Genomic DNA, 18425 nt, shown 5'->3' with positions numbered 1-18425 from the left:
ACTCACTTCAGGCCGAAGGCCCGGGTGATGTTCTGCTTGACAGTGTTGCCCTCGGTGTCGCCGGCGCTGGTGCGCAGCGTCACGTACCGCGCCTTGGCGGGGGCGTTCAGCTGGGTGCTCCAGCCCTGGGCGGTGTGGGTCAGGGCCGGGTGCTGCCACGTGACGCCGTCATCGTAGGAGACGTCCACGTTCACCGTTTTGATGGTGTCGGAGCTGGGGCCGCCCGGAAGGTGCGAGGGCGTGACGGTGATAGCGGCTCGCCGGCCTGTCTTGCCGGCGGCGTTCATACCCTCGACCGCGTAGTCGAGCTGGATCAGCGGCAGAACAGCGTAGGTACCGGGGTCGGGCCGCTGGGAGGTGAAGCCCCACTCGGTCCTGGTCGTGACCGAGTAGTCGTTGTCCCAGAAGCCCCGCATGTTCTCCGAGACCAGGCGGTAGGACTGCTTGTCGGGACTGTCCAGCGTGAGGGGGTACCGAGGGCTGCCGATGGTGTCGGTCGTGGAGTACCTGAGCATGAGGTCGCCCTGGTACATCTGCACACTGTTACGCACACCGGTGTTGTTGAGGGTCCTGCCGACGTGTCCGGATCCGGAGTCGGCCCAGCCCGGGATCACTGCCAGGACATCGTCGCCCACACGCACAGGCACGTAGTTGGCGTTCGACCGGGGACGCTGGATCGGCCCGAAGTACTCCAGGTGGGAGGTCGTGCCGGTCGGGTACCGCTTCACGGAGTCACTGCTGATCTGAAGCTGCTGATTGACATCGGCCTCTTCCACCCAGTCCGTGTCGCGCGACACCCAGTCGGTGCGCTCGGCCTGGGCGGGGGTGGGCAACAGGTTGGCTCCGGAGAAGCCCAGCCACACGGCGGAACGGAACTCCATGCCCCGCGCAGGCCGGTTGTTGCGGAAGGAGACATCCACCCGGTTGAGGTCACCGCTCTGCGGCCGGTAGGTCGGGTCCGCCGGGATGACGGCCTCGTGGTGGCTGATGTCGTAGAGGTAGTCCGTGGTCGGGTGGGAGGTCACCTTGAGCGCCGTGCTCCCGCCCTTCTGGATCCGGGCGATCAGCTCGTCGCCCTCGTCCGCGGTCAGCGAGGCCACCGTCAGGGGCGGCGGGTTCCCGGTCTCGGCCCAGGGATTGTCCAGGTCGGTGCCCCACGGGTCCAGGCGTCCGTCACCGTCGTTGACGACGAGCAGCACCTTCGCTCCGGCCTTGGCTGCCTGCTCGGCCTGCTCGGCCGGCCCGACTGCATCGCTGCGCCGGACCACGACGGCCTTGCCCACGGCGTCGATACCGGCGTAGGCGGCGGCGCCGCCCTCCCCGGCATAGACGGCCGTGTACTGGCGCGTGCCCTCCTGGAGCGGGGTCTTTCCGCGCGCGACGATCAGGTCGTCGAAGTTGCGCGTGCCGGACACGACCTTCAGGGCCGGCTCTGTCAGGCGCCAGTTACCGCCGAACCCGAAGGTGCCCGTGGTGACCGGCTTGGTGGGCAGGGCCCAGACGCTGTCGTACCCGCTGTTGGGCCACCGCTGCAAGGACAGCCAGTTCCCGCTGTCGAACCCCCGGTAGAGGTCGATGCGGGTCTCGGCGAGGGTGGTCTCCTGCGGGGCCCGGACGGAGACCTGCTTGGCCTTGGAGGCGTCCAGGTCCACCGTGGTGTCCTGGTCGACGGCCACCTCGGGAACAGTCAGGATCGCCTTGCCCTTGGAGTGCGGCCCGTGAGCGCCCTCTACATCGCTCTCCAGGCTCACGAGGTAGGTGCCGGCAGGCACCTCGACCGTGCCGGTGCCCGAGTCGTCCAGCTGCAGCGGCCCCATGAAGACCTTGTCGCTGATCAGGTACACATCGCCGGCCATCGGGCGGCCGCTGCGGTCCTTGCCGTTGAGCGTGAGGGTGTGGCGCGGGGCCTGCTTGTAGGCGCCGGTGATGGTATGGGCGACCAGCGCACCGGACGCATCGGTGGCAAGGATCTGCCCCGAGGTCATGGTGTCGGCCTTCACGAGGCCGAACTCGGTCGTGAGGGTGACCTTGCTGCTGCCGTGCGCGGGGACGGTGACCTGAGGCGCCGACAGGGTGAACGCGCCGGCGGCGGCACCGGGAACCTGGACCGCCAGGTCGAGGGTGACCGGACTGTCTCCGGTGTTGGTGTAGGTCACCTCCTTGTCGGACTTGTCGTCGGCCGGCGCGGTGGCGGTTCGGTAGCCGCCGTACACGCTGTCGGTGGCGAACACCGTGCCCTTGACGGCGGCGGCGACGTCGAGCCGGCCGCTGCCGCCCTCGTACGACGAGTACTGGGAGGTCTTTTTGGTGGTGCTGACCAGGCCGTCCTTGAGCTGCTGTCCGGTCCAGTCCGGGTGGGCCTCGGCGAGCAGCGCGGCGGCGCCGGCCACATGCGGGGTGGCCATCGAGGTCCCGCTCAGCGTCTGGTAGTAGCCCTCGCCGTCGGCGGCGTACTGCGAGCGGGCCGCCAGCACGTCCACGCCCGGTGCGGTCAGCTCCGGCTTCAGCCCGGCGTCGCCCTGGCGAGGGCCGGTGCTGGAGAACTCGGCGAGCTGGTCGGAGGTGTCCACCGCGCCGACGGACAGCGCGGCGTCGGCGACGCTGGGCGTCGAGACGGTGTGCGAGCCGCCGTTGCCGGCCGCGATGGTGAACAGCGCGCCGGTCTCGGCGCTGAGCTGGTTGACGGCCTCGCTCATCGGGTCGTGGCCGTCGGTGGGCCCGGCGCCCAGGCTCATGCTGATGACCTTGGCGTGCTGGTCGCGGGCGGCCCACTCCATGCCCGCCAGCACCCAGGACTCCTGGCCGGAGCCGTCATTGTCCAGCACCTTGCCGATGTGCAGGCGCGCGCCGGGGGCGACGCCCTTCTCCTTGCCGTCGGAGGCGGCGCCGGTGCCGGCGATGGTCGAGGCGACGTGAGTGCCGTGACCGTTGTGGTCCTCGACGTCCTGGTCGGGCACGAAGCTCGTGCTTTCGGCCACCTGGCCGACGATGTCGGGGTGCTGGGTGTCCACACCGGTGTCCAGCACGGCCACGTCGACACCCTGTCCGGTGTCACCACCCGCCCACACCTGCGGTGCGCCGATCTGCGCGGTGGTGTCGGCCAGGTCGGCCTTGACCTTCCCGTCCAGCCAGACCTTCGCGATCCCGTTGCGCAGCTGGGGCTTGGTCCCTGCGCTGCGACCAGTCGCCGCCGCGGTCCCGCCGGTGAGCGAGGACCAGAAGTCTGCGGCCTTCGTCCGGTGCTCCGACAGCGCCGCGCCCTGAATGCTGCTCAGGGCGAGGGTCCTGGAGGCGCCGGAGGGCACGGCCTGGGTCCGCGCGCGGACGGCAGCGTCGGTGTAGGTGACGATCAGGGGCAGGCTGCTGCTCTGCTCGTCCCCGTAGCCGTCCGCCAGCAGCTTGGTGACGTTGAAGAGCTCGCGGTCCAGCTTCCCGGCGGCGAGGTACGGAACGGCGGCGTCCGGGTATACGTAGGTGTTCTTGCCGACCTTGTAGGTCGTGGCGCCGGTGAGCTGACCGTCCGCACCCTGTACGGAACGGGTGACCCTGCCGTCGGCGGCAGTGTTGACGGTGACTTTGTCGCCGGTCAGCAAGGTGACGGTACGTGAGGTCGGCTGGTGTGTCGCAGTGCTGGCGGAGGACCGGTCCGGTGTGTTGGTGCCCGGTGCTGCGGTGGCAGGCACCGCCTGCTGAGCCGTGAACACGGCCAGCACGACACCGATAGCCAGCGCCGCCCGTCTGCGGGCGGGTATGGAGGGCATACTGATTCCTTTATGGGCATGGCAACCATTTTTTCCGATGTGTTACACATCGTCAGGTTGCGCCAGATGAAGCCTGATCTCGTTATGGTGTTTTTCGGCTCGACTTCAGATCCTTGGCGTACTTGGGGTACGCCGGCTCGGGGCGCACGACGATCCGTGGCCCCTGCGGCCGGCCGACGAGGCCGACCGTGTCGGTGATCTCCACCGGAGCGGCGTCGCCGCGCGGCCTGCCCCTGGTCGGGGCATGGGAATGCTGCGCAAGGAGACCCCTCGAGTGAGGTGAGAAAGCAAGAGCGCGTACGTTGTCGGGCGTCCTCCGTCACCACCACCTGGGAGTGCGTGTGTCGACCGTGTGCCGGGCCCAGGGTTGCGTCGGTCATTTGACTGCATGACCAACTCGTGGCTGCTCAGGTACCCGTGCGCCGCCGACTCCTGCTGACTGCGGGCTCAGCATCACCTGCGAACGCTACGAACTCGATGTGATTCGGCCTGGACCGAAGAACGACATTCCGGAAGGATCGCCTCAGGCTGTCATGGTCTATCGCATACACTTCACGGTTCAGGATCTGGCCCGGACTCGTGTGGCTGAGGCGCCGATGCCGCTGCACGAGCTGGAACTTGCAGCGCGAGCCCTGCAGAGCCGCAGCCAGCCCGCCCGACTCGACGCCTGGCGGCACCATGCTCGCGCGCAGCTGTCTGCCCAAGCGCGCATGGTCCTGACCCTCATGCCTGCTGTGGGATATTCGCCAGGCTTCCTCAGCCCCACCAAAGTGGGCGCTGTCGAAGACCTTTTGGAACAGGTACGCAGCACACCTCGCGAGCGGGTGAGGGCGAGTCTGCTGGAAACGGCGCATCATCATCCCTCCCTCCCCGAGTGGACTCGCCACCTGGCAGACGATGCATCTTTGTTCGCTGAGCTCTGCACAGGACTCAGCCATCTCCACGCATGCCTGCTCGGTCCGCACTGGGACCAGTTCACGGAACACCTGGCGGTCGATCGAACCCTGCGTCTGCAGCAGTTGCTCACCGGCGGTGTCGAGCAGCTGCTGACCCAGGCCAACCCCCAGTGGATGCGGTGGAACCCGCCGGTTCTGGAAGTCCGGATGGTGAACGGAGCCGATCGTGACCTCTACCTGGAAGGGGAAGGCTTCTTGTTCGTTCCGTCGATGTTCTGCACACGCGCCATCGTCACCGACGGCCGGCCCGTTTCCGTGAGCTATCCCGCCGGCCAGGACCAGCGCCCCCGTGAGCTCACCACCCCTGCTTCCGCGCCCGGTCAGGCTCGCTCCCCCGGTGTGTCGCCGCTTCTGGGCCGCACGCGTACCACGGTGCTCACCACCATCGCGGAGCACCAAGGCTGTTCCACCAAGGAATTGGCCGCTCGTGCAGGTATCGCACCTGCGAGCGCAAGCGAACACGCATCCGTTCTTCGCGAAGCCGGATTGATCCACTCTCTCCTCACCGAAATTCCGTGCTTCACAGCCTCACCCCCCTCGGCCTGGCACTCCTCAACACCCCGGAGGGAGGGTGAGTTCCTCGACCTTGCGGCTGCTCCAGCGGCGGTGATGCCCGCGAGGCGTACAGCCGGGGCCGCGCCCCCGCGTCCACCGGATGGGCCAAGCCGCAATCGGAGGACGACCGGGTCCCCTCACCCGATGAGGTGCCGGGCCGCGACAACCCGCCGCGGGGGATCGGCGACTGATCGCCCCCTCGGTTCCAGGGGCCGGCCGCCCGTTCCACAGGGCGGCCGGCCCCTCCGTCCGGGCGGGCATGAAGCGGAGCTGCGGCTGCGCTTAAGAAATCCTCGATGGACCTGGGGCGCGGGGTACGGCAGATTTCTCCGTGACGGCAGAGGATGGTGCGCGGCAGCCGGTCACCGTGCGCGCCGCCCATGCATGTCGTCCCTCTCGTTCTTCCCCGGGCCGCAGGCTGCCTCAGGCATGCCCCCGGCCCGGGGTATTCACCACGTACCAGGTACAGGGAGCCGCAGCCGTGAAGGCACTCGTGAAGCAGAAGGCCGAGCCCGGACTCTGGCTGATGGACGTTCCCGAGCCGGAGATCGGTCCCTCGGACGTGCTGATCAAGGTGCTCCGTACCGGTATCTGCGGGACCGACCTGCACATCCGCAACTACGACGGCTGGGCCCAGCAGGCCGTGAAGACGCCGCTCGTCCTCGGCCACGAGTTCGTCGGCGAGGTCGCCGCGATCGGCGCCGACGTCGTCGACATCACCGTCGGTGACCTGGTCAGCGGCGAAGGCCACCTGGTCTGCGGAAAGTGCCGCAACTGCCTGGCCGGCCGCCGTCACCTGTGCCGCTCCACCCTCGGACTCGGCGTCGGCCGGGACGGGGCGTTCGCCGAGTACGTCGCGCTGCCCGCCTCCAACGTGTGGGTGCACCGGGTCCCCGTCGACCTCGACATCGCCGCGATCTTCGACCCGTTCGGCAACGCCGTGCACACCGCGCTGTCGTTCCCGCTCGTCGGCGAGGACGTCCTGATCACCGGCGCCGGACCGATCGGCATCATGGCCGCGGCCGTCGCCAAGCACGCGGGCGCCCGCAACGTCATGATCACCGACGTCAGCGAGGCCCGGCTCGACCTGGCCCGCAAGGTCGGCGTCAGCCTCGCCCTCAACGTCGGCGAGCAGACCATCGCGGACGGGCAGCAGAAGCTCGGCCTGCGCGAGGGCTTCGACATCGGCCTGGAGATGTCCGGCCGGCCCGAGGCCATGCGCGACATGATTGCGAACATGACACACGGTGGGCGGATCGCGATGCTCGGACTGCCGTCCGAAGAGTTCGCCGTCGACTGGTCCCGCATCGTCACCTCGATGATCACGATCAAGGGGATCTACGGCCGCGAGATGTACGAGACCTGGTACGCCATGTCCGTACTGCTGGAGGGCGGCCTCGACCTCGCCCCGGTGATCACCGGACGGTACGGCTACCGCGACTTCGAGGCGGCCTTCGACGACGCGGCGAGCGGACGCGGCGGCAAGGTCATCCTCGACTGGACCGTCTGACCACCCGTATCCAGCTATCGAGCCGGGAGACACCCCCTCATGTTCGACTCCGTACGCGACGACATGCGCACCACCCTCGAAGAGATCGAGGCCGCCGGGCTCCACAAGCCCGAGCGCGTGATCGGCACCCCGCAGTCCGCGACCGTCGCCGTCACCGCCGGCGGCCGCCCGGGTGAGGTGCTCAACTTCTGCGCCAACAACTACCTGGGCCTCGCCGACCACCCCGACGTGATCGCCGCCGCCCACGAGGCGCTGGACCGCTGGGGCTACGGGATGGCCTCGGTGCGGTTCATCTGCGGCACGCAGGAGGTCCACAAGGAGCTGGAGCAGCGGCTCTCGTCGTTCCTCGGCCAGGAGGACACGATCCTCTACTCCTCCTGCTTCGACGCCAACGGCGGCGTCTTCGAGACCGTGCTCGGCCCGGAGGACGCGGTCATCTCCGACGCCCTCAACCACGCCTCCATCATCGACGGCATCCGCCTGTCCAAGGCCAAGCGGTTCCGCTATGCCAACCGCGACATGGACGACCTGGAGAAGCAGCTCAAGGAGGCGTCCGGAGCCCGGCGCCGGCTGATCGTCACCGACGGCGTGTTCTCCATGGACGGCTACGTCGCCCCGCTGCGCGAGATCTGCGACCTCGCCGACCGGTACGACGCCATGGTCATGGTCGACGACTCGCACGCCGTCGGCTTCGTCGGCCCCGGCGGCCGCGGCACCCCCGAGCTCCACGACGTCATGGACCGCGTCGACATCATCACCGGCACCCTCGGCAAGGCGCTCGGCGGCGCGTCCGGCGGCTACGTCGCGGCCCGCGCCGAGATCGTCGCGCTGCTGCGCCAGCGGTCCCGCCCGTACCTCTTCTCCAACTCTCTCGCCCCGGTCATCGCGGCGGCCTCGCTGAAGGTCATCGACCTGCTGGAGTCCGCCGGAGACCTGCGCGAGCGGCTCAACGCCAACACCGCGCTCTTCCGTACCCGGATGACCGAGGAAGGCTTCGACATCCTGCCCGGCGACCACGCCATCGCCCCCGTCATGATCGGGGACGCGGCGAAGGCAGGCCGGATGGCGGAGCTGCTCCTGGAGCGCGGTGTGTACGTGATCGGGTTCTCGTACCCGGTGGTCCCGCAGGGCGCGGCACGCATCCGCGTGCAGCTGTCCGCCGCGCACTCCACAGACGACGTGAACCGTGCGGTGGACGCGTTCGTCGACGCGCGGGCCGCGCTGGGCGAGTAGGCCCGCACGGGGATCGGCTCGTTGCGGTCCACGTCCCGTGCGCCCCTCGGGACCTGGGACAATGGACCGCATGATCGATGCACGGCGGCTGCGTATTCTCCGTGCGGTGGCCGACCACCGCACCGTGACTGCGGCAGCCGCCGCGCTGTATCTGACGCCGTCCGCCGTCTCCCAGCAGCTCGCGGCGCTGGAACAGGAGACCGGCCACCGGCTGGTCGACCGCAGCGCCCGCGGTGTGCGGCTCACCGCCGCCGGCGAGATCCTGCTGACCCACACCAACGCGGTCCTCGCCCAGCTGGAACGGGCCGAGGCGGAGCTCGCCGCGTACAGCGCGGGGGACGCCGGTACGGTCACGGTCGCCGCGTTCGCCACGGGCATCGGGCTGGTGCTCGCCCCCGCGATCGCCGAGCTGGCGGTGACCGCCCCCGGCATCCGGGTGCGGGTCCAGGACGCGGAGGGCGACGCGAGCGTGCCGATGGTGCTCGACCGGCAGGTCGATGTGGCGGTCGCCGTCGAATACCGGGGCGCGCCCGACGAGGACGACCGGCGGCTGACCCGGGTACCGCTGTACTCGGAGCCGTTCGACGCGGTGCTGCCGGTGGGCCACCGGCTGGCCGGCCAGGAGCAGGTGGCGATCGCGGACCTGGAGAAGGACCCGTGGATCGGTCAGTATCCCGGCAACCCGTGCCACGACGTGGTCGTCCTCTCCTGCGAGTTCGCCGGCTTCCAGCCCAGGCTCGAGCACTCCTCGGACGACTTCCGCGCGGTCGTGGCACTGGCCGGGGCGGGCGCCGGGGTGGCACTGGTGCCGAGGTGGGCGCTGCGGGGGATGGAGCTCGCAGGGGTGGTGGTACGGCCGGTGGAGGGCAATGCACCGACCCGGCGGGTGTTCGCCGCGGTCCGGCACGGGGCTGAGGGGCACCCGCTGATCAGACCGGTGCTCGAGGCCTTGCGGGGGGCGGCCGTGCGGTTGCCGGTGGGGTAGGAAGCCCCCGGTACTCGATCGCCGGACGGGCCCGAAACGCGTCGTCGGCGTGGCGGCCTGCCGCTTCACGCCCTGCGCCCGAGCCTCCGCCTCGCCACGCAGGGCACGGTCGACGGCCTTCGGTAGCCCTCAGGCGGTCAGTGGGTCGGCAGCGGAAGCAGCATGCATGTACTGGTGGCGTGGGCGAGGAGCCGGTCCTTCTCGTCGAGGAGCCGCGCTTCGGCGAGGGCGGTGCGGCGGCCGCTGCTGGTGACTGTGCCGACGGCGCGGATCCTGCCGGTGTCGACGGTGACGGGGCGCAGGAACTTCACGGTCAGGTCGAGCGAGGTGTACCCCATGCCCGACGGCAGGGTGGACTGGACCGCGCAACCGGCGGCCGAGTCGAGCAGTGTGGCGTAGACCCCGCCGTGCACGCTGCCGATGGGGTTGTAGTGCTCCTCGCCCGGGACCAGCGAGAACACCACACGCCCGTGCTCGGCTTCGTCGAGAGTGATGTCCAGCGTGGCGGCGATCGGAGGGCCGGGCAGCCGTCCGGTGGCGATCTCGCGCAGGAACTCCAGACCCGTGGTCTGTCCGACGGCGGCCGCCGAGACCGCCGGATCTTCCCATTCGTATGTACGTGACCGTCCCATGCGGCTGATCCTCCTCATCTGGCTTTGTTCGATGAAGCTAGCTCTCGGTGCAGCTGACTGTCAATATCGAAGCCAGGAGGGCTATCATGACGGGATGAAGTGGCTGGAGATGAGTACGGAGAACTGCCCGGTCCAGCGCAGCCTCGACGTGGTCGGCGAGAAGTGGACGCTGCTGATCCTGCGTGATGCCTTCAACGGAGTGCGCCGCTTCGACGACTTCCGCCGGCATGTGGGGCTCTCGGAGGCGGTCCTGGCCGGCCGGCTCCGCAAACTGGTCGCGGCCGGGGTCCTGCGGACCGTCCCGTACCAGGAGCAGGGCAGCCGGACCCGGCACGAATATCTCCTGACCCGCAAGGGCCGGGACCTGTGGCCCGTTCTCGTGGCGCTCAGGCAGTGGGGCGAGACCTACGTCGCCGATGCCGAGGGTCCGGTCCTGGACATCCGGCACAGCGATTGCGGCGCCCCGGTGCACGTCGTGGTCGAGTGCTCCGGTGAGCACGCCGCGCTCACCCCGGCCGAGGTCACGGTCCTGCCCGGACCTGCGGCCAGGCCTCACGGCTGAGTGGCTGCAGGCGAGTCGAACCCTTGGTGGCGGTCGATGGCACCTGCATACCGAGGCCCGGCCGCACCGACGGATTGACCCCATCTCGCCGGAGTCCTCGGCGGCGGGAACATCCCGGGGCGGCTCACGCGGGCTGGAGCAGGTCCCAGCGGTTGCCGTAGAGGTCCTCGAAGACCGCTACCGAGCCGTACGGCTCGTGCCGCGGCTCCTCCAGGAAGTGCACCCCGGCCGCCAGCATCCGTGAGTGGTCGGCCGTGAAGTCCTCGGTGTGCAGGAAGAAGCCGACCCGGCCGCCGGTCTGCGCGCCGACGGAGGCCCGCTGCTCCTCGTCCTTGGCGCGGGCCAGCAGCAACCCCGTCCCCTGCGCCGCGCCGCGCGGCCGGACGACGACCCAGCGGGATCCGTCCCCGCGGTCGGTGTCCTCGACGAGTTCGAAGCCGAGGGTGTCCGTGTAGAAGGTGACGGCCTCGTCGTAGTCGCGGACGACCAGGGTGACCAGGGCGATGTGTGACATGGCGGTTCCTTGTGCGTACGGCGTGCAGTTATACGTAACACTACCGAGGGTGCCGTACGTGCCGGGACAATGCCCGCATGCACACGAGTGACGTCGGCGAACTGTCGGCCCGCGCCCGCCGCCTCGCCCGCCCCGGACATCGCCGCATCCTCGGCATCGCCGGGCCGCCCGGTGCCGGGAAGTCCACCCTCGCCGCCCAGGTGGTCGACGCGCTCGCCGGACTCGCCGTCCTCGTCCCCATGGACGGCTTCCACCTCGCCCAGGCCGAACTGGACCGGCTCGGCCGTGCCGGCCGCAAGGGTGCCCCCGACACGTTCGACGCCGCCGGGTACGCGGCACTGCTCCGACGCCTGCGCGCGCCCGGGGAACCGGGGCCCGTCTACGCCCCCGTGTTCGACCGGACCCTGGAGGAGCCGATCGCCGGGGCCGTTCCCGTACCGCCGCACATCCCGCTCGTCGTCACGGAAGGCAATTACCTCCTGCACGACGACGGTCCCTGGGAGCCGGTGCGCGAGCTGCTCGACGAGGTGTGGTTCCTGGACCTCGACCCGGCGGTACGCGTACGCAGACTCGTCGACCGCCATGTGCGGTTCGGCAAACCCCGGCCGTACGCCGAGCGCTGGGTCGCCGGGTCCGACGAGGCCAACGCCCGGCTCGTCGACCGTGGCCGCGACCGCGCCGACCTGCTCGTACGGCTGCGCCCCGCGCCCTGACCCGCACTCGCGCCCGCCCCCGCCGCCGGGCAGGATGCTGTCTGCCGTATCGCGCATCGCCAGGAGGTCACGCATGACCAGCCCCCACCAGCCCGTGCCGTTCACCGCCGACGACTACCGGGCGAGGATGGCGCGGGCCGCCGAGTCCGCCGCCGAAGCAGGGCTCGCGGGCGTGCTCGTCGCACCCGGCCCGGACCTCGTCCACCTCACCGGCTACCAGCCCGGGAACACCGAACGTCTCACGCTCCTCGTCCTCAAGGCCGGCCAGGACCCCGTTCTCATCGTGCCCACCCTGGAGGCGCCGGACGCCGAGCGGGCCGTCGGGGCCCCGGCCCTGACCCTGCGCGACTGGACCGACGGCAAGGACCCGTACGCCGTGACCGCCCCGCTGCTCGACGCGGGCGGCCGGTTCGGGATCAGCGACAACGCCTGGGCGATGCATCTGCTGGGACTCCAGCAGTTCCTCCCCGGCACCTCGTACGTCTCCCTCACCACCGCCCTGCCGATGCTGCGGGCGGTCAAGGACGCCGCCGAACTGGAGCGGCTCGCCGCGGCGGGGGCCGCCGCCGACGCCACGTACGAGGAGATCCTGAAGGTCCGCTTCTCGGGCCGCAAGGAAACCGACATCGCCGCCGATCTGGCCGCGCTGCTGAAGCAGTTCGGGCACTCGCAGGTCGACTTCACCGTCGTCGGCTCCGGGCCGAACGGCGCCAACCCGCACCACGAGGCGGGCGACCGCACCATCGAGCACGGTGACATGGTGGTGCTCGACTTCGGCGGCCTCAAGCACGGGTACGGCTCCGACACCTCCCGCACCGTCCACGTCGGCGAGCCCACCGCCGAGGAGCAGCGGGTGCACGACATCGTGCGGGAGGCGCAGGAGGCCGGCTGCCGCGCCGTCCGGCCCGGGGTCGCCTGCCAGGAGATCGACCGGGCGGCCCGCGCCGTCATCACCGAATTCGGTTACGGCGAGCGGTTCATCCACCGCACCGGCCACGGCATCGGCGTCACCACTCACGAGCCCCCGTACATGATCGAGGGCGAGGAGCAGCCGCTGGTGCCCGGGATGTGCTTCTCCGTGGAGCCCGGGATCTATCTGCCCGGCCGGTTCGGCGTCCGCATCGAGGACATCGTGACGGTCACGGAGGACGGCTGGCGGCGGCTGAACACCACGGCGCGCGAGCTGGCGATCGTCGAGTAGGTCAGGAGCCGCCGCGGTTGCTGAGGCGCTGCAGGACCGCGTACGGATACGGCAGCGGGCGGGCGCCGGCCGCGTCCAGCCGCGCCGTCTGGTCGTCCGTCAGTTCCCAGCCCACGGCTCCGAGATTGTCGGTCAGCTGCTCGACGGTCCGGGCCCCGATGATGGGGGCGGTCACCCCCGGCCGCCCGAGCAGCCAGCGCAGCGCGACCTGGGCGGGTGTGCGGCCGGCCTCCTCGGCGACGGCCAGGACGGCGTCCACGACGGCCCAGGTCTCCTCGTTGTCCCTGCGCTGCCAGTCGTCGCTCCCGCTCGCCTGCTGGGCGGCGACGCGGGAGCCGGCGGGCGCCTCGGTCATGCCCCGCCGGTACTTGCCGGACAGCCAGCCGCCGTCGAGCGGGGACCACGGGATGATCCCGACACCCTCCTGGATGCTCAACGGGGCCAGCTCCCACTCCACTTCACGGTGCAGCAGGTTGTAGAGCGGCTGGAGGCACACATACGGCGTCCAGTCGCGCCGGCGTGCCAGCTCCAGGGACTTCTGGAGCTGGGAGGGAGCGAGGTTGCTCGCGCCGAGGTAGCGGACCTTGCCGGCCTTGACCAGGGTGTCGAGCGTGGCGGGGGTCTCCTCGATCGGCGTCGTCGCGTCCCACAGATGCGTCTGGTACAGGTCGATGTACTCCGTGTTCAGCCGGCGCAGACTGGCCTCGACGGCCGCGAGGATGTGCTTGCGGCTGAGCCCGCCGTCGTTCGGGCCGTCGCCCATCCGGCCCCACACCTTGGTGGCGATGACGAGATCGTCGCGGTCGCGCCCCTTGAGCCAGCGGCCGAGCACCTCCTCCGAGCCGCCGCGGTCGTACATGTCCGCCGTGTCGATGAAGGTGCCGCCCGCCTCGGTGAACGTGTCGAGAATGCGGTGGGCGGCCGCCTCGTCGCCCGCCCTGGTGAACGTCATGGTGCCCAGGCAGAGTTCGCTGACCTGAAGGCCGGTTCCGCCGAGAAATCGCTGCTTCATGGCACCGACCGTACGAGGTGAAGTGCACACGAAGGCAAGCGTTCCGCCGTGTCACCCGGCAGCTGTGCCGCTGCTCCCCGGTCAGTCGTCGGCGAGCACCACGCACGACTCCGGCGGCAGATGCAGCAGCCCGTCCGCGTCCGGTGCCGCCACCGGCGCCCAGGCGGCCAGCACCCTGCCCATGCCGGTACGGTTCCGCCCGCCGCCGAGCGGGATGGTGGCCGGCTTCTCGTGGAGATTGACCGCGACCCGCAGATCGCCCCTGCGGAAGGCCAGCCAGCGCCCCTCCTCGTCGTGGGCGGTCCTCACCGACGCCAGGTCCGGATCCGACAGATCGGGCAGGGTGCGGCGCAGCGCGATCAGTTCGCGGTACCAGGCGTGGAGGCGGGCATGCGGCTCGCGCTCCGGTTCGGTCCAGTCCAGGCACGAGCGGTCGCGGGTGGCCGGGTCCTGCGGGTCCGGGATGTCGTCGGCCGCCCAGCCGTGTGCGGCGAACTCCCGCCGCCTGCCGTTGCGTACCGCCTCGGCGAGCGCAGGATCGGTGTGGTCGGTGAAGAACTGCCAGGGGGTGAGGGCACCCCACTCCTCGCCCATGAAGAGCATCGGGGTGAACGGGCCGGTCAGCACCAGCGCCGCCGCGCAGGCCAGCAGACCGGGGGAGAGCGTGGCGGAGAGCCGGTCGCCGAGTGCCCGGTTGCCGATCTGGTCGTGGGTCTGCGCAAAGCCGACGAAGCGGGTGGCCGGGGTGCGGACGGTGTCGACGGGGCGGCCGTGTGTGCGGCCGCGGAAGCTGGAGTACGTGCCGTCGTGGAAGAAGACGCTCGTCACGGTCTTGGCGAGGGCGGCCATCGGGGCAACGGCGAAGTCGGCGTAGTAGCCCTGGGCCTCGCCGGTCAGGGCGGTGTGCAGGGCGTGGTGGAAGTCGTCGTTCCACTGGGCGTGCAGACCGATCCCGCCCGTCGCGCGCGGCGTCGTCGTGCGCGGGTCGCAGAGGTCGGACTCGGCGATCAGGGGCAGCGGGCGGCCGAGCTCCGTAGAGAGGGCGTCGACCGCCGTGGACAGCTCCTCCAGGAACGTGAGGGCCCGGGTGTCGGCGAGGGCGTGGACGGCGTCGAGCCGCAGTCCGTCGAGCCGGAAGTCGCGCAGCCAGCCGAGTGCACTGTCGAGCAGGTACGCGCGGACCTCGTCGGAGCCCGAGGCGTCGAGGTTGATCGCGGCGCCCCACGGTGTGTGGTGGGTGTCGGTGAAGTACGGGCCGAACGCCGGGAGGTGGTTGCCGGACGGGCCCAGGTGGTTGTGGACCACGTCGAGGACCACCGCGAGACCGAGCCCGTGCGCCGTGTCGACAAAGCGCTTCATACCCTCCGGGCCGCCGTACGGCTCGTGCACGGCCCACGGCGACACCCCCTCGTACCCCCACCCGTGGACGCCGGGGAACGGGCAGACGGGCATCAGCGACACATGGGTGATGCCCAGCTCGGCGAGGTGGGGCAGGCGCGCCGCAGCGGCGTCGAAGGTGCCCTCCCGGGTGTACGTGCCGATGTGCAGCTCGTACAGGACGGCACCCTGCAGTCCGCGCCCCGCCCACCCGCTGCGCCAGGTGTAGGCCTCCTGGTCGACGACGGCGCTCTCCCCGTCGGGGCCGTCGGGCTGGCGGCGCGAGCGCGGGTCGGGGAGCACGGGGCCGCCGTCGAGGACGAAGCCGTACCGGTCGCCGTCCGCGGCCTCCGCCTCGGCCGTCCACCAGCCCGCTCGTGCCCCGTCACGCTCCATCGGCCGCAACGCGCCCGCCAGCCGCAGGCCCACCGAGTCCGCCTCGGGCGCCCATACCTGGAACAGCATGCCTCGCTCCTCGTCTCGTCGTTCCGGCCCCATGGTCGGCAAATGGTGCGATCACCGGCCCACGACACTGGATCGAGCCCACTATCAGCCAATAAGGTCAGGTTCTGATCATTGCCCTGCCAGGTTCTGCTCATACGTACGGCTGCTGGAGGCCGAGATGACCGTGCCGACGTTCCCGCCGGGATTCCTCTGGGGCGCCTCCGCCTCCGCCTTCCAGACCGAGGGGGCGGCCGACGCCGACGGCAAGGGCCCCTCCGGCTGGGACGCCTTCGCCGCCCGGCCGGGACGGATCAAGGATGGCACCGACACCACCCGCGGCACCGGATTTCACGAGCACTACCGCGAGGACGTCGCCCTGCTGGCGGGCCTCGGCGCCGATGCCTTCCGGTTCTCCGTCAGCTGGCCGCGCGTCGTGCCGGGCGGCAGCGGACCCGTCAACCAGGCAGGGCTGGACTTCTACGACCGGCTCGTCGACGAGCTCTGCGCCCACGGCATCACCCCGGCGCCCACCCTTTACCACTGGGACACCCCGCTGCCGCTCGACGACGCCGGCGGCTGGCTGAACCGGGACACCGCCCACCGGTTCGCCGAGTACGCGGGCATCGTCGCCGAGCGGCTCGCCGACCGGGTCCCCATGTGGATCACCATCAACGAACCGGCCGAAGTGACCATGCTCGGCTACGCGTTGGGCGCACACGCCCCGGGCCGCACCCTTCTCTTCGACGCGCTGCCCGCCGCCCACCACCAGCTCCTCGCCCACGGTCTGGGCGTCCGAGCGCTGCGGGCGGCCGGCGCCACGAACATCGGCGTCGCCGTCTCGCACGCCCCCGTCTGGACCGCCGGGGACGCGGAGGAGGACCGGTTCGGTGCCGAGCTGTACGACACCCTCACCAACTGGATGTTCGCCGACCCGATCATCACCGGCCGCTACCCCGACGAGAACATCGCCGCGCTGATGCCGGGACCGGTCGAGGACGACCTCGGGACCATCTCCACGCCGCTCGACTGGTACGGGGTCAACTACTACAGCCCCATCCTCGTCGGCGCTCCCGGGGCGGACGCCCCCGAGACGTTCTCCGGCTTCGCGATGCCCGCCGAACTCCCCTTCGGGATAAGGGAGATAGAGGGATACGAGAAGACGGACTTCGGCTGGCCCGTCGTTCCCGACGGACTGCGTGAAACCCTGGCTCTGCTGCAGGCCCGGTACGGCGACCGGCTGCCGCCCGTCTACATCACCGAGAACGGCTGCGCCGTCGACGAGGCCGTCGCCGACACCCGCAGAATCACCTTCCTCGAAGGCCACTTGAGCGCGCTGCGCACCGCGATCGACGAGGGAGTCGACGTCCGGGGCTACTTCACCTGGTCGCTGACCGACAACGTCGAATGGACCGAGGGTGCCAGCAAGCGCTTCGGTCTCGTCCACATCGACTACGAGACGCTGCGCCGGACGCCGAAGGCGTCGTACGCCTGGTACCGCGACGTCATCCGCAGCCAGAAGGCGTCCGGACCCTGCGAACCAACCCTTCCCTGATCGGTGCTCCGCGCCACGGCTGCTCCATGGCGGCCCCGGACGGCCGCCGGCGTCCGCGGCTGCTGCATGCGGGGGCGCGTGCGCGACGGCAGCCGGCAACAACGTCTCCCGGACACCGCCCCGGCTGTCGGCACGCGCGTTCCGCGCAGGTCAGGCGGGCGGAAAACGGGCTTGTTCTGGACACCTCGGGGCAGTCGGCCCGACAATCGGTCCTGTGACGTCGTCCTTCGAGTTCCACACGTATCCCGCGCGGGTCTCCGACGCTCAGCGCGACCGTGTTCTCGGTGTGCTCAGAGAGGGCGCGGCGCAGGGAAAGCTGTCCCACGACACGTTCATGCGGCGCATGGAACTGGCCCTGTCCGTGCACCGTCCGGAGGAGCTGGCGGCGCTCACCGCCGACCTGCGGACCGAAAGCCGGTGGACACGGGGGCTGTTCCGGGCGGTGGGCGCGGTGTCCGGGTTCCCCGCCCGGGTGCGCAGGGCCTGGCAGGCGGAGCGGCTGCCGAAGCTGCTGCTGCCCGCGCCCAGTCCGTACCCCGTGCTCATCGGCCGCGATCCGGCGAACGGGCTGCGGCTCACCCATGAGACGGTCTCGCGGATGCATGCCGAACTCACCGTGCGGGACGGCCGATGGATTCTGCGCGACCTCGGCTCCACCAACGGCACGTGCGTGAACGGGCAGCGGGTGACCGGTGCGGTGTCGGTGCGCGACGGGGACCAGGTGAGCTTCGGCCGGATCGTCTTCCGGCTCTCCGCCCCCGCACCCAAGCCGCCCGAGGAGCCGCGGCGTTCGGCCTGAAGCGAGGGACCCCCGTCTGCTGACAGGGGCGGCGGTGTTCCGCCGTGCGGAGCGGAGGGGGCCGGGCGGGCGACGGCGGGTCCCCTTTCACCCGAACGGGTGAACCTGCCCTGCGGTGGATCCGCCGCGGTGATCTCCTGGTTCATCCGCGCCGTACAGCGGCGCACCCGAGCCAGGGGGGTACGGATGCAGGCCGACGCGCCCGACGGCATACCCGTACCCACGCCCAGGAACCTCCCGGATCCCATGCGCCCGCCCTTCCCGGGCCTCGACCGCCGCCCCGTGTGATCGGCCCGCACCGCTGGGACCGGCAGCCCCGGCACCGGATCCAGCCTTCTCGCCCCCGGGGTCGCGCAGGACCCGTACCGGCTCTATCGCGTGCTGCGCGAGGAGTACCCGCTCAGCTACGACGTGCCCCTCGGTGCCTGGCTGCTCAGCCGGTACGCGGATGTGTCCGCCGCTCTCACCGACCCGCGGTTCGCCGGCTTCGCGCGGGACGAAGCCCCGCGCGGCAGCCCGGCACCCCGTGGGCTCTGCCACGGCAGCACGCTCTGCACGCCCCGGCCGCGGACCGGCAGCCGGACGGGCCCGTCGAGGCCGAGCAGGGGCTGAGCGCCCT

General features: G+C 70.8%; 16 protein-coding genes and 1 pseudogene. 10 read left to right on the top strand and 7 right to left on the bottom strand.

Annotated features, from left to right (window positions below):
- Nucleotides 1-2: 2 nt before the first annotated feature.
- The 3 genes from OG878_RS09295 to OG878_RS09285 all read right to left on the bottom strand — a co-directional run bounded on the left by OG878_RS09295 (nt 3) and on the right by OG878_RS09285 (nt 5116).
- Entirely contained in the window at nt 3-3761 is a 3759-nt protein-coding gene (locus OG878_RS09295; RefSeq protein WP_328886344.1) for a S8 family serine peptidase, read from the bottom strand.
- An 82-nt stretch (nt 3762-3843) separates the two neighbouring features.
- Nucleotides 3844-3966 (bottom strand): hypothetical protein, encoded by a 123-nt coding sequence (locus OG878_RS09290; protein ID WP_267000604.1) that lies wholly within the window; start codon nt 3964-3966, stop codon nt 3844-3846.
- 202 nt (nt 3967-4168) lie between these two features.
- On the bottom strand, nt 4169-5116 hold the full coding sequence (locus tag OG878_RS09285; RefSeq protein ID WP_328891537.1) for a hypothetical protein: 948 nt from the start codon (nt 5114-5116) through the stop codon (nt 4169-4171).
- Here OG878_RS09285 and OG878_RS09280 point away from each other — a divergent pair.
- The 4 genes and pseudogenes from OG878_RS09280 to OG878_RS09265 form a co-directional block, all read left to right on the top strand.
- A pseudogene (locus tag OG878_RS09280) lies at nt 5090-5152 on the top strand (hypothetical protein); the annotation flags it as partial. The gene OG878_RS09285 and the pseudogene OG878_RS09280 overlap by 27 nt on opposite strands.
- 601 nt (nt 5153-5753) lie before the next feature.
- Nucleotides 5754-6782, top strand: a complete 1029-nt coding sequence (tdh, locus tag OG878_RS09275) for an L-threonine 3-dehydrogenase (protein ID WP_328886343.1) — start codon at nt 5754-5756, stop codon at nt 6780-6782.
- A gap of 39 nt (nt 6783-6821) precedes the next feature.
- Nucleotides 6822-8015 carry a glycine C-acetyltransferase gene (locus OG878_RS09270; protein ID WP_328886342.1) on the top strand — a complete coding sequence of 398 codons (1194 nt, stop codon included), beginning with the start codon at nt 6822-6824 and terminating at the stop codon, nt 8013-8015.
- 70 nt (nt 8016-8085) lie between these two features.
- On the top strand, nt 8086-9000 hold the full coding sequence (locus tag OG878_RS09265) for a LysR family transcriptional regulator (RefSeq protein WP_328886341.1): 915 nt from the start codon (nt 8086-8088) through the stop codon (nt 8998-9000).
- 137 nt (nt 9001-9137) lie between these two features.
- On the opposite strand, the gene OG878_RS09260 is transcribed toward OG878_RS09265, so the two are convergent.
- On the bottom strand, nt 9138-9632 hold the full coding sequence (locus OG878_RS09260) for a PaaI family thioesterase (RefSeq protein ID WP_328886340.1): 495 nt from the start codon (nt 9630-9632) through the stop codon (nt 9138-9140).
- A gap of 94 nt (nt 9633-9726) precedes the next feature.
- On the opposite strand from OG878_RS09260, the gene OG878_RS09255 reads away from it, so the two are divergent.
- On the top strand, nt 9727-10194 hold the full coding sequence (locus OG878_RS09255) for a winged helix-turn-helix transcriptional regulator (protein ID WP_328886339.1): 468 nt from the start codon (nt 9727-9729) through the stop codon (nt 10192-10194).
- Between the two features lie 124 nt (nt 10195-10318).
- On the opposite strand, the gene OG878_RS09250 is transcribed toward OG878_RS09255, so the two are convergent.
- On the bottom strand, nt 10319-10708 hold the full coding sequence (locus OG878_RS09250; protein ID WP_328886338.1) for a VOC family protein: 390 nt from the start codon (nt 10706-10708) through the stop codon (nt 10319-10321).
- Between the two features lie 77 nt (nt 10709-10785).
- Here OG878_RS09250 and OG878_RS09245 point away from each other — a divergent pair, with 77 nt between their 5' ends.
- Both OG878_RS09245 and OG878_RS09240 read left to right on the top strand, forming a co-directional pair.
- Nucleotides 10786-11421, top strand: a complete 636-nt coding sequence (locus tag OG878_RS09245; protein WP_328886337.1) for a nucleoside/nucleotide kinase family protein — start codon at nt 10786-10788, stop codon at nt 11419-11421.
- 73 nt (nt 11422-11494) lie between these two features.
- Nucleotides 11495-12622, top strand: a complete 1128-nt coding sequence (locus OG878_RS09240; RefSeq protein ID WP_328886336.1) for an aminopeptidase P family protein — start codon at nt 11495-11497, stop codon at nt 12620-12622.
- Nucleotide 12623: 1 nt separating this feature from the next.
- Here OG878_RS09240 and OG878_RS09235 read toward each other — a convergent pair whose 3' ends face one another.
- The gene (locus OG878_RS09235) at nt 12624-13634 is read right to left on the bottom strand and encodes an aldo/keto reductase (protein ID WP_328886335.1); all 1011 of its coding nucleotides are present in this window, start codon (nt 13632-13634) and stop codon (nt 12624-12626) included.
- Nucleotides 13635-13715: 81 nt separating this feature from the next.
- Nucleotides 13716-15476, bottom strand: coding sequence for a malto-oligosyltrehalose trehalohydrolase (gene treZ / locus OG878_RS09230; protein ID WP_328886334.1), 1761 nt, complete (start codon nt 15474-15476; stop codon nt 13716-13718).
- A 157-nt stretch (nt 15477-15633) separates the two neighbouring features.
- On the opposite strand from treZ, the gene OG878_RS09225 reads away from it, so the two are divergent.
- The 3 genes from OG878_RS09225 (at nt 15634) to OG878_RS09215 (ending at nt 18418) form a co-directional block, all read left to right on the top strand.
- Nucleotides 15634-17007 (top strand): GH1 family beta-glucosidase, encoded by a 1374-nt coding sequence (locus OG878_RS09225; RefSeq protein WP_328886333.1) that lies wholly within the window; start codon nt 15634-15636, stop codon nt 17005-17007.
- A gap of 214 nt (nt 17008-17221) precedes the next feature.
- Nucleotides 17222-17806, top strand: a complete 585-nt coding sequence (locus OG878_RS09220; protein WP_328886332.1) for a DUF1707 and FHA domain-containing protein — start codon at nt 17222-17224, stop codon at nt 17804-17806.
- 378 nt (nt 17807-18184) lie between these two features.
- Entirely contained in the window at nt 18185-18418 is a 234-nt protein-coding gene (locus tag OG878_RS09215) for a hypothetical protein (RefSeq protein ID WP_328886331.1), read from the top strand.
- The last annotated feature ends 7 nt before the right edge of the window (nt 18419-18425 follow it).

This window comes from Streptomyces sp. NBC_00316 (assembly GCF_036158715.1).
Lineage (GTDB): Bacteria > Actinomycetota > Actinomycetes > Streptomycetales > Streptomycetaceae > Streptomyces.
Note: the sequence above shows the minus strand (reverse complement) of the source record. Positions and strands in the feature narration are given on the sequence as shown.

Coding starts and splice junctions, on each gene's coding strand:
- OG878_RS09295 (WP_328886344.1), bottom strand. CDS start 3,761: ATGCCCTCCATACCCGCCCGCAGACGGGCGGCGCTGGCTATCGGTGTC.
- OG878_RS09270 (WP_328886342.1), top strand. CDS start 6,822: ATGTTCGACTCCGTACGCGACGACATGCGCACCACCCTCGAAGAGATC.
- OG878_RS09265 (WP_328886341.1), top strand. CDS start 8,086: ATGATCGATGCACGGCGGCTGCGTATTCTCCGTGCGGTGGCCGACCAC.
- OG878_RS09260 (WP_328886340.1), bottom strand. CDS start 9,632: ATGGGACGGTCACGTACATACGAATGGGAAGATCCGGCGGTCTCGGCG.
- OG878_RS09255 (WP_328886339.1), top strand. CDS start 9,727: ATGAAGTGGCTGGAGATGAGTACGGAGAACTGCCCGGTCCAGCGCAGC.
- OG878_RS09250 (WP_328886338.1), bottom strand. CDS start 10,708: ATGTCACACATCGCCCTGGTCACCCTGGTCGTCCGCGACTACGACGAG.
- OG878_RS09245 (WP_328886337.1), top strand. CDS start 10,786: ATGCACACGAGTGACGTCGGCGAACTGTCGGCCCGCGCCCGCCGCCTC.
- OG878_RS09240 (WP_328886336.1), top strand. CDS start 11,495: ATGACCAGCCCCCACCAGCCCGTGCCGTTCACCGCCGACGACTACCGG.
- OG878_RS09235 (WP_328886335.1), bottom strand. CDS start 13,634: ATGAAGCAGCGATTTCTCGGCGGAACCGGCCTTCAGGTCAGCGAACTC.
- treZ (WP_328886334.1), bottom strand. CDS start 15,476: ATGCTGTTCCAGGTATGGGCGCCCGAGGCGGACTCGGTGGGCCTGCGG.
- OG878_RS09225 (WP_328886333.1), top strand. CDS start 15,634: ATGACCGTGCCGACGTTCCCGCCGGGATTCCTCTGGGGCGCCTCCGCC.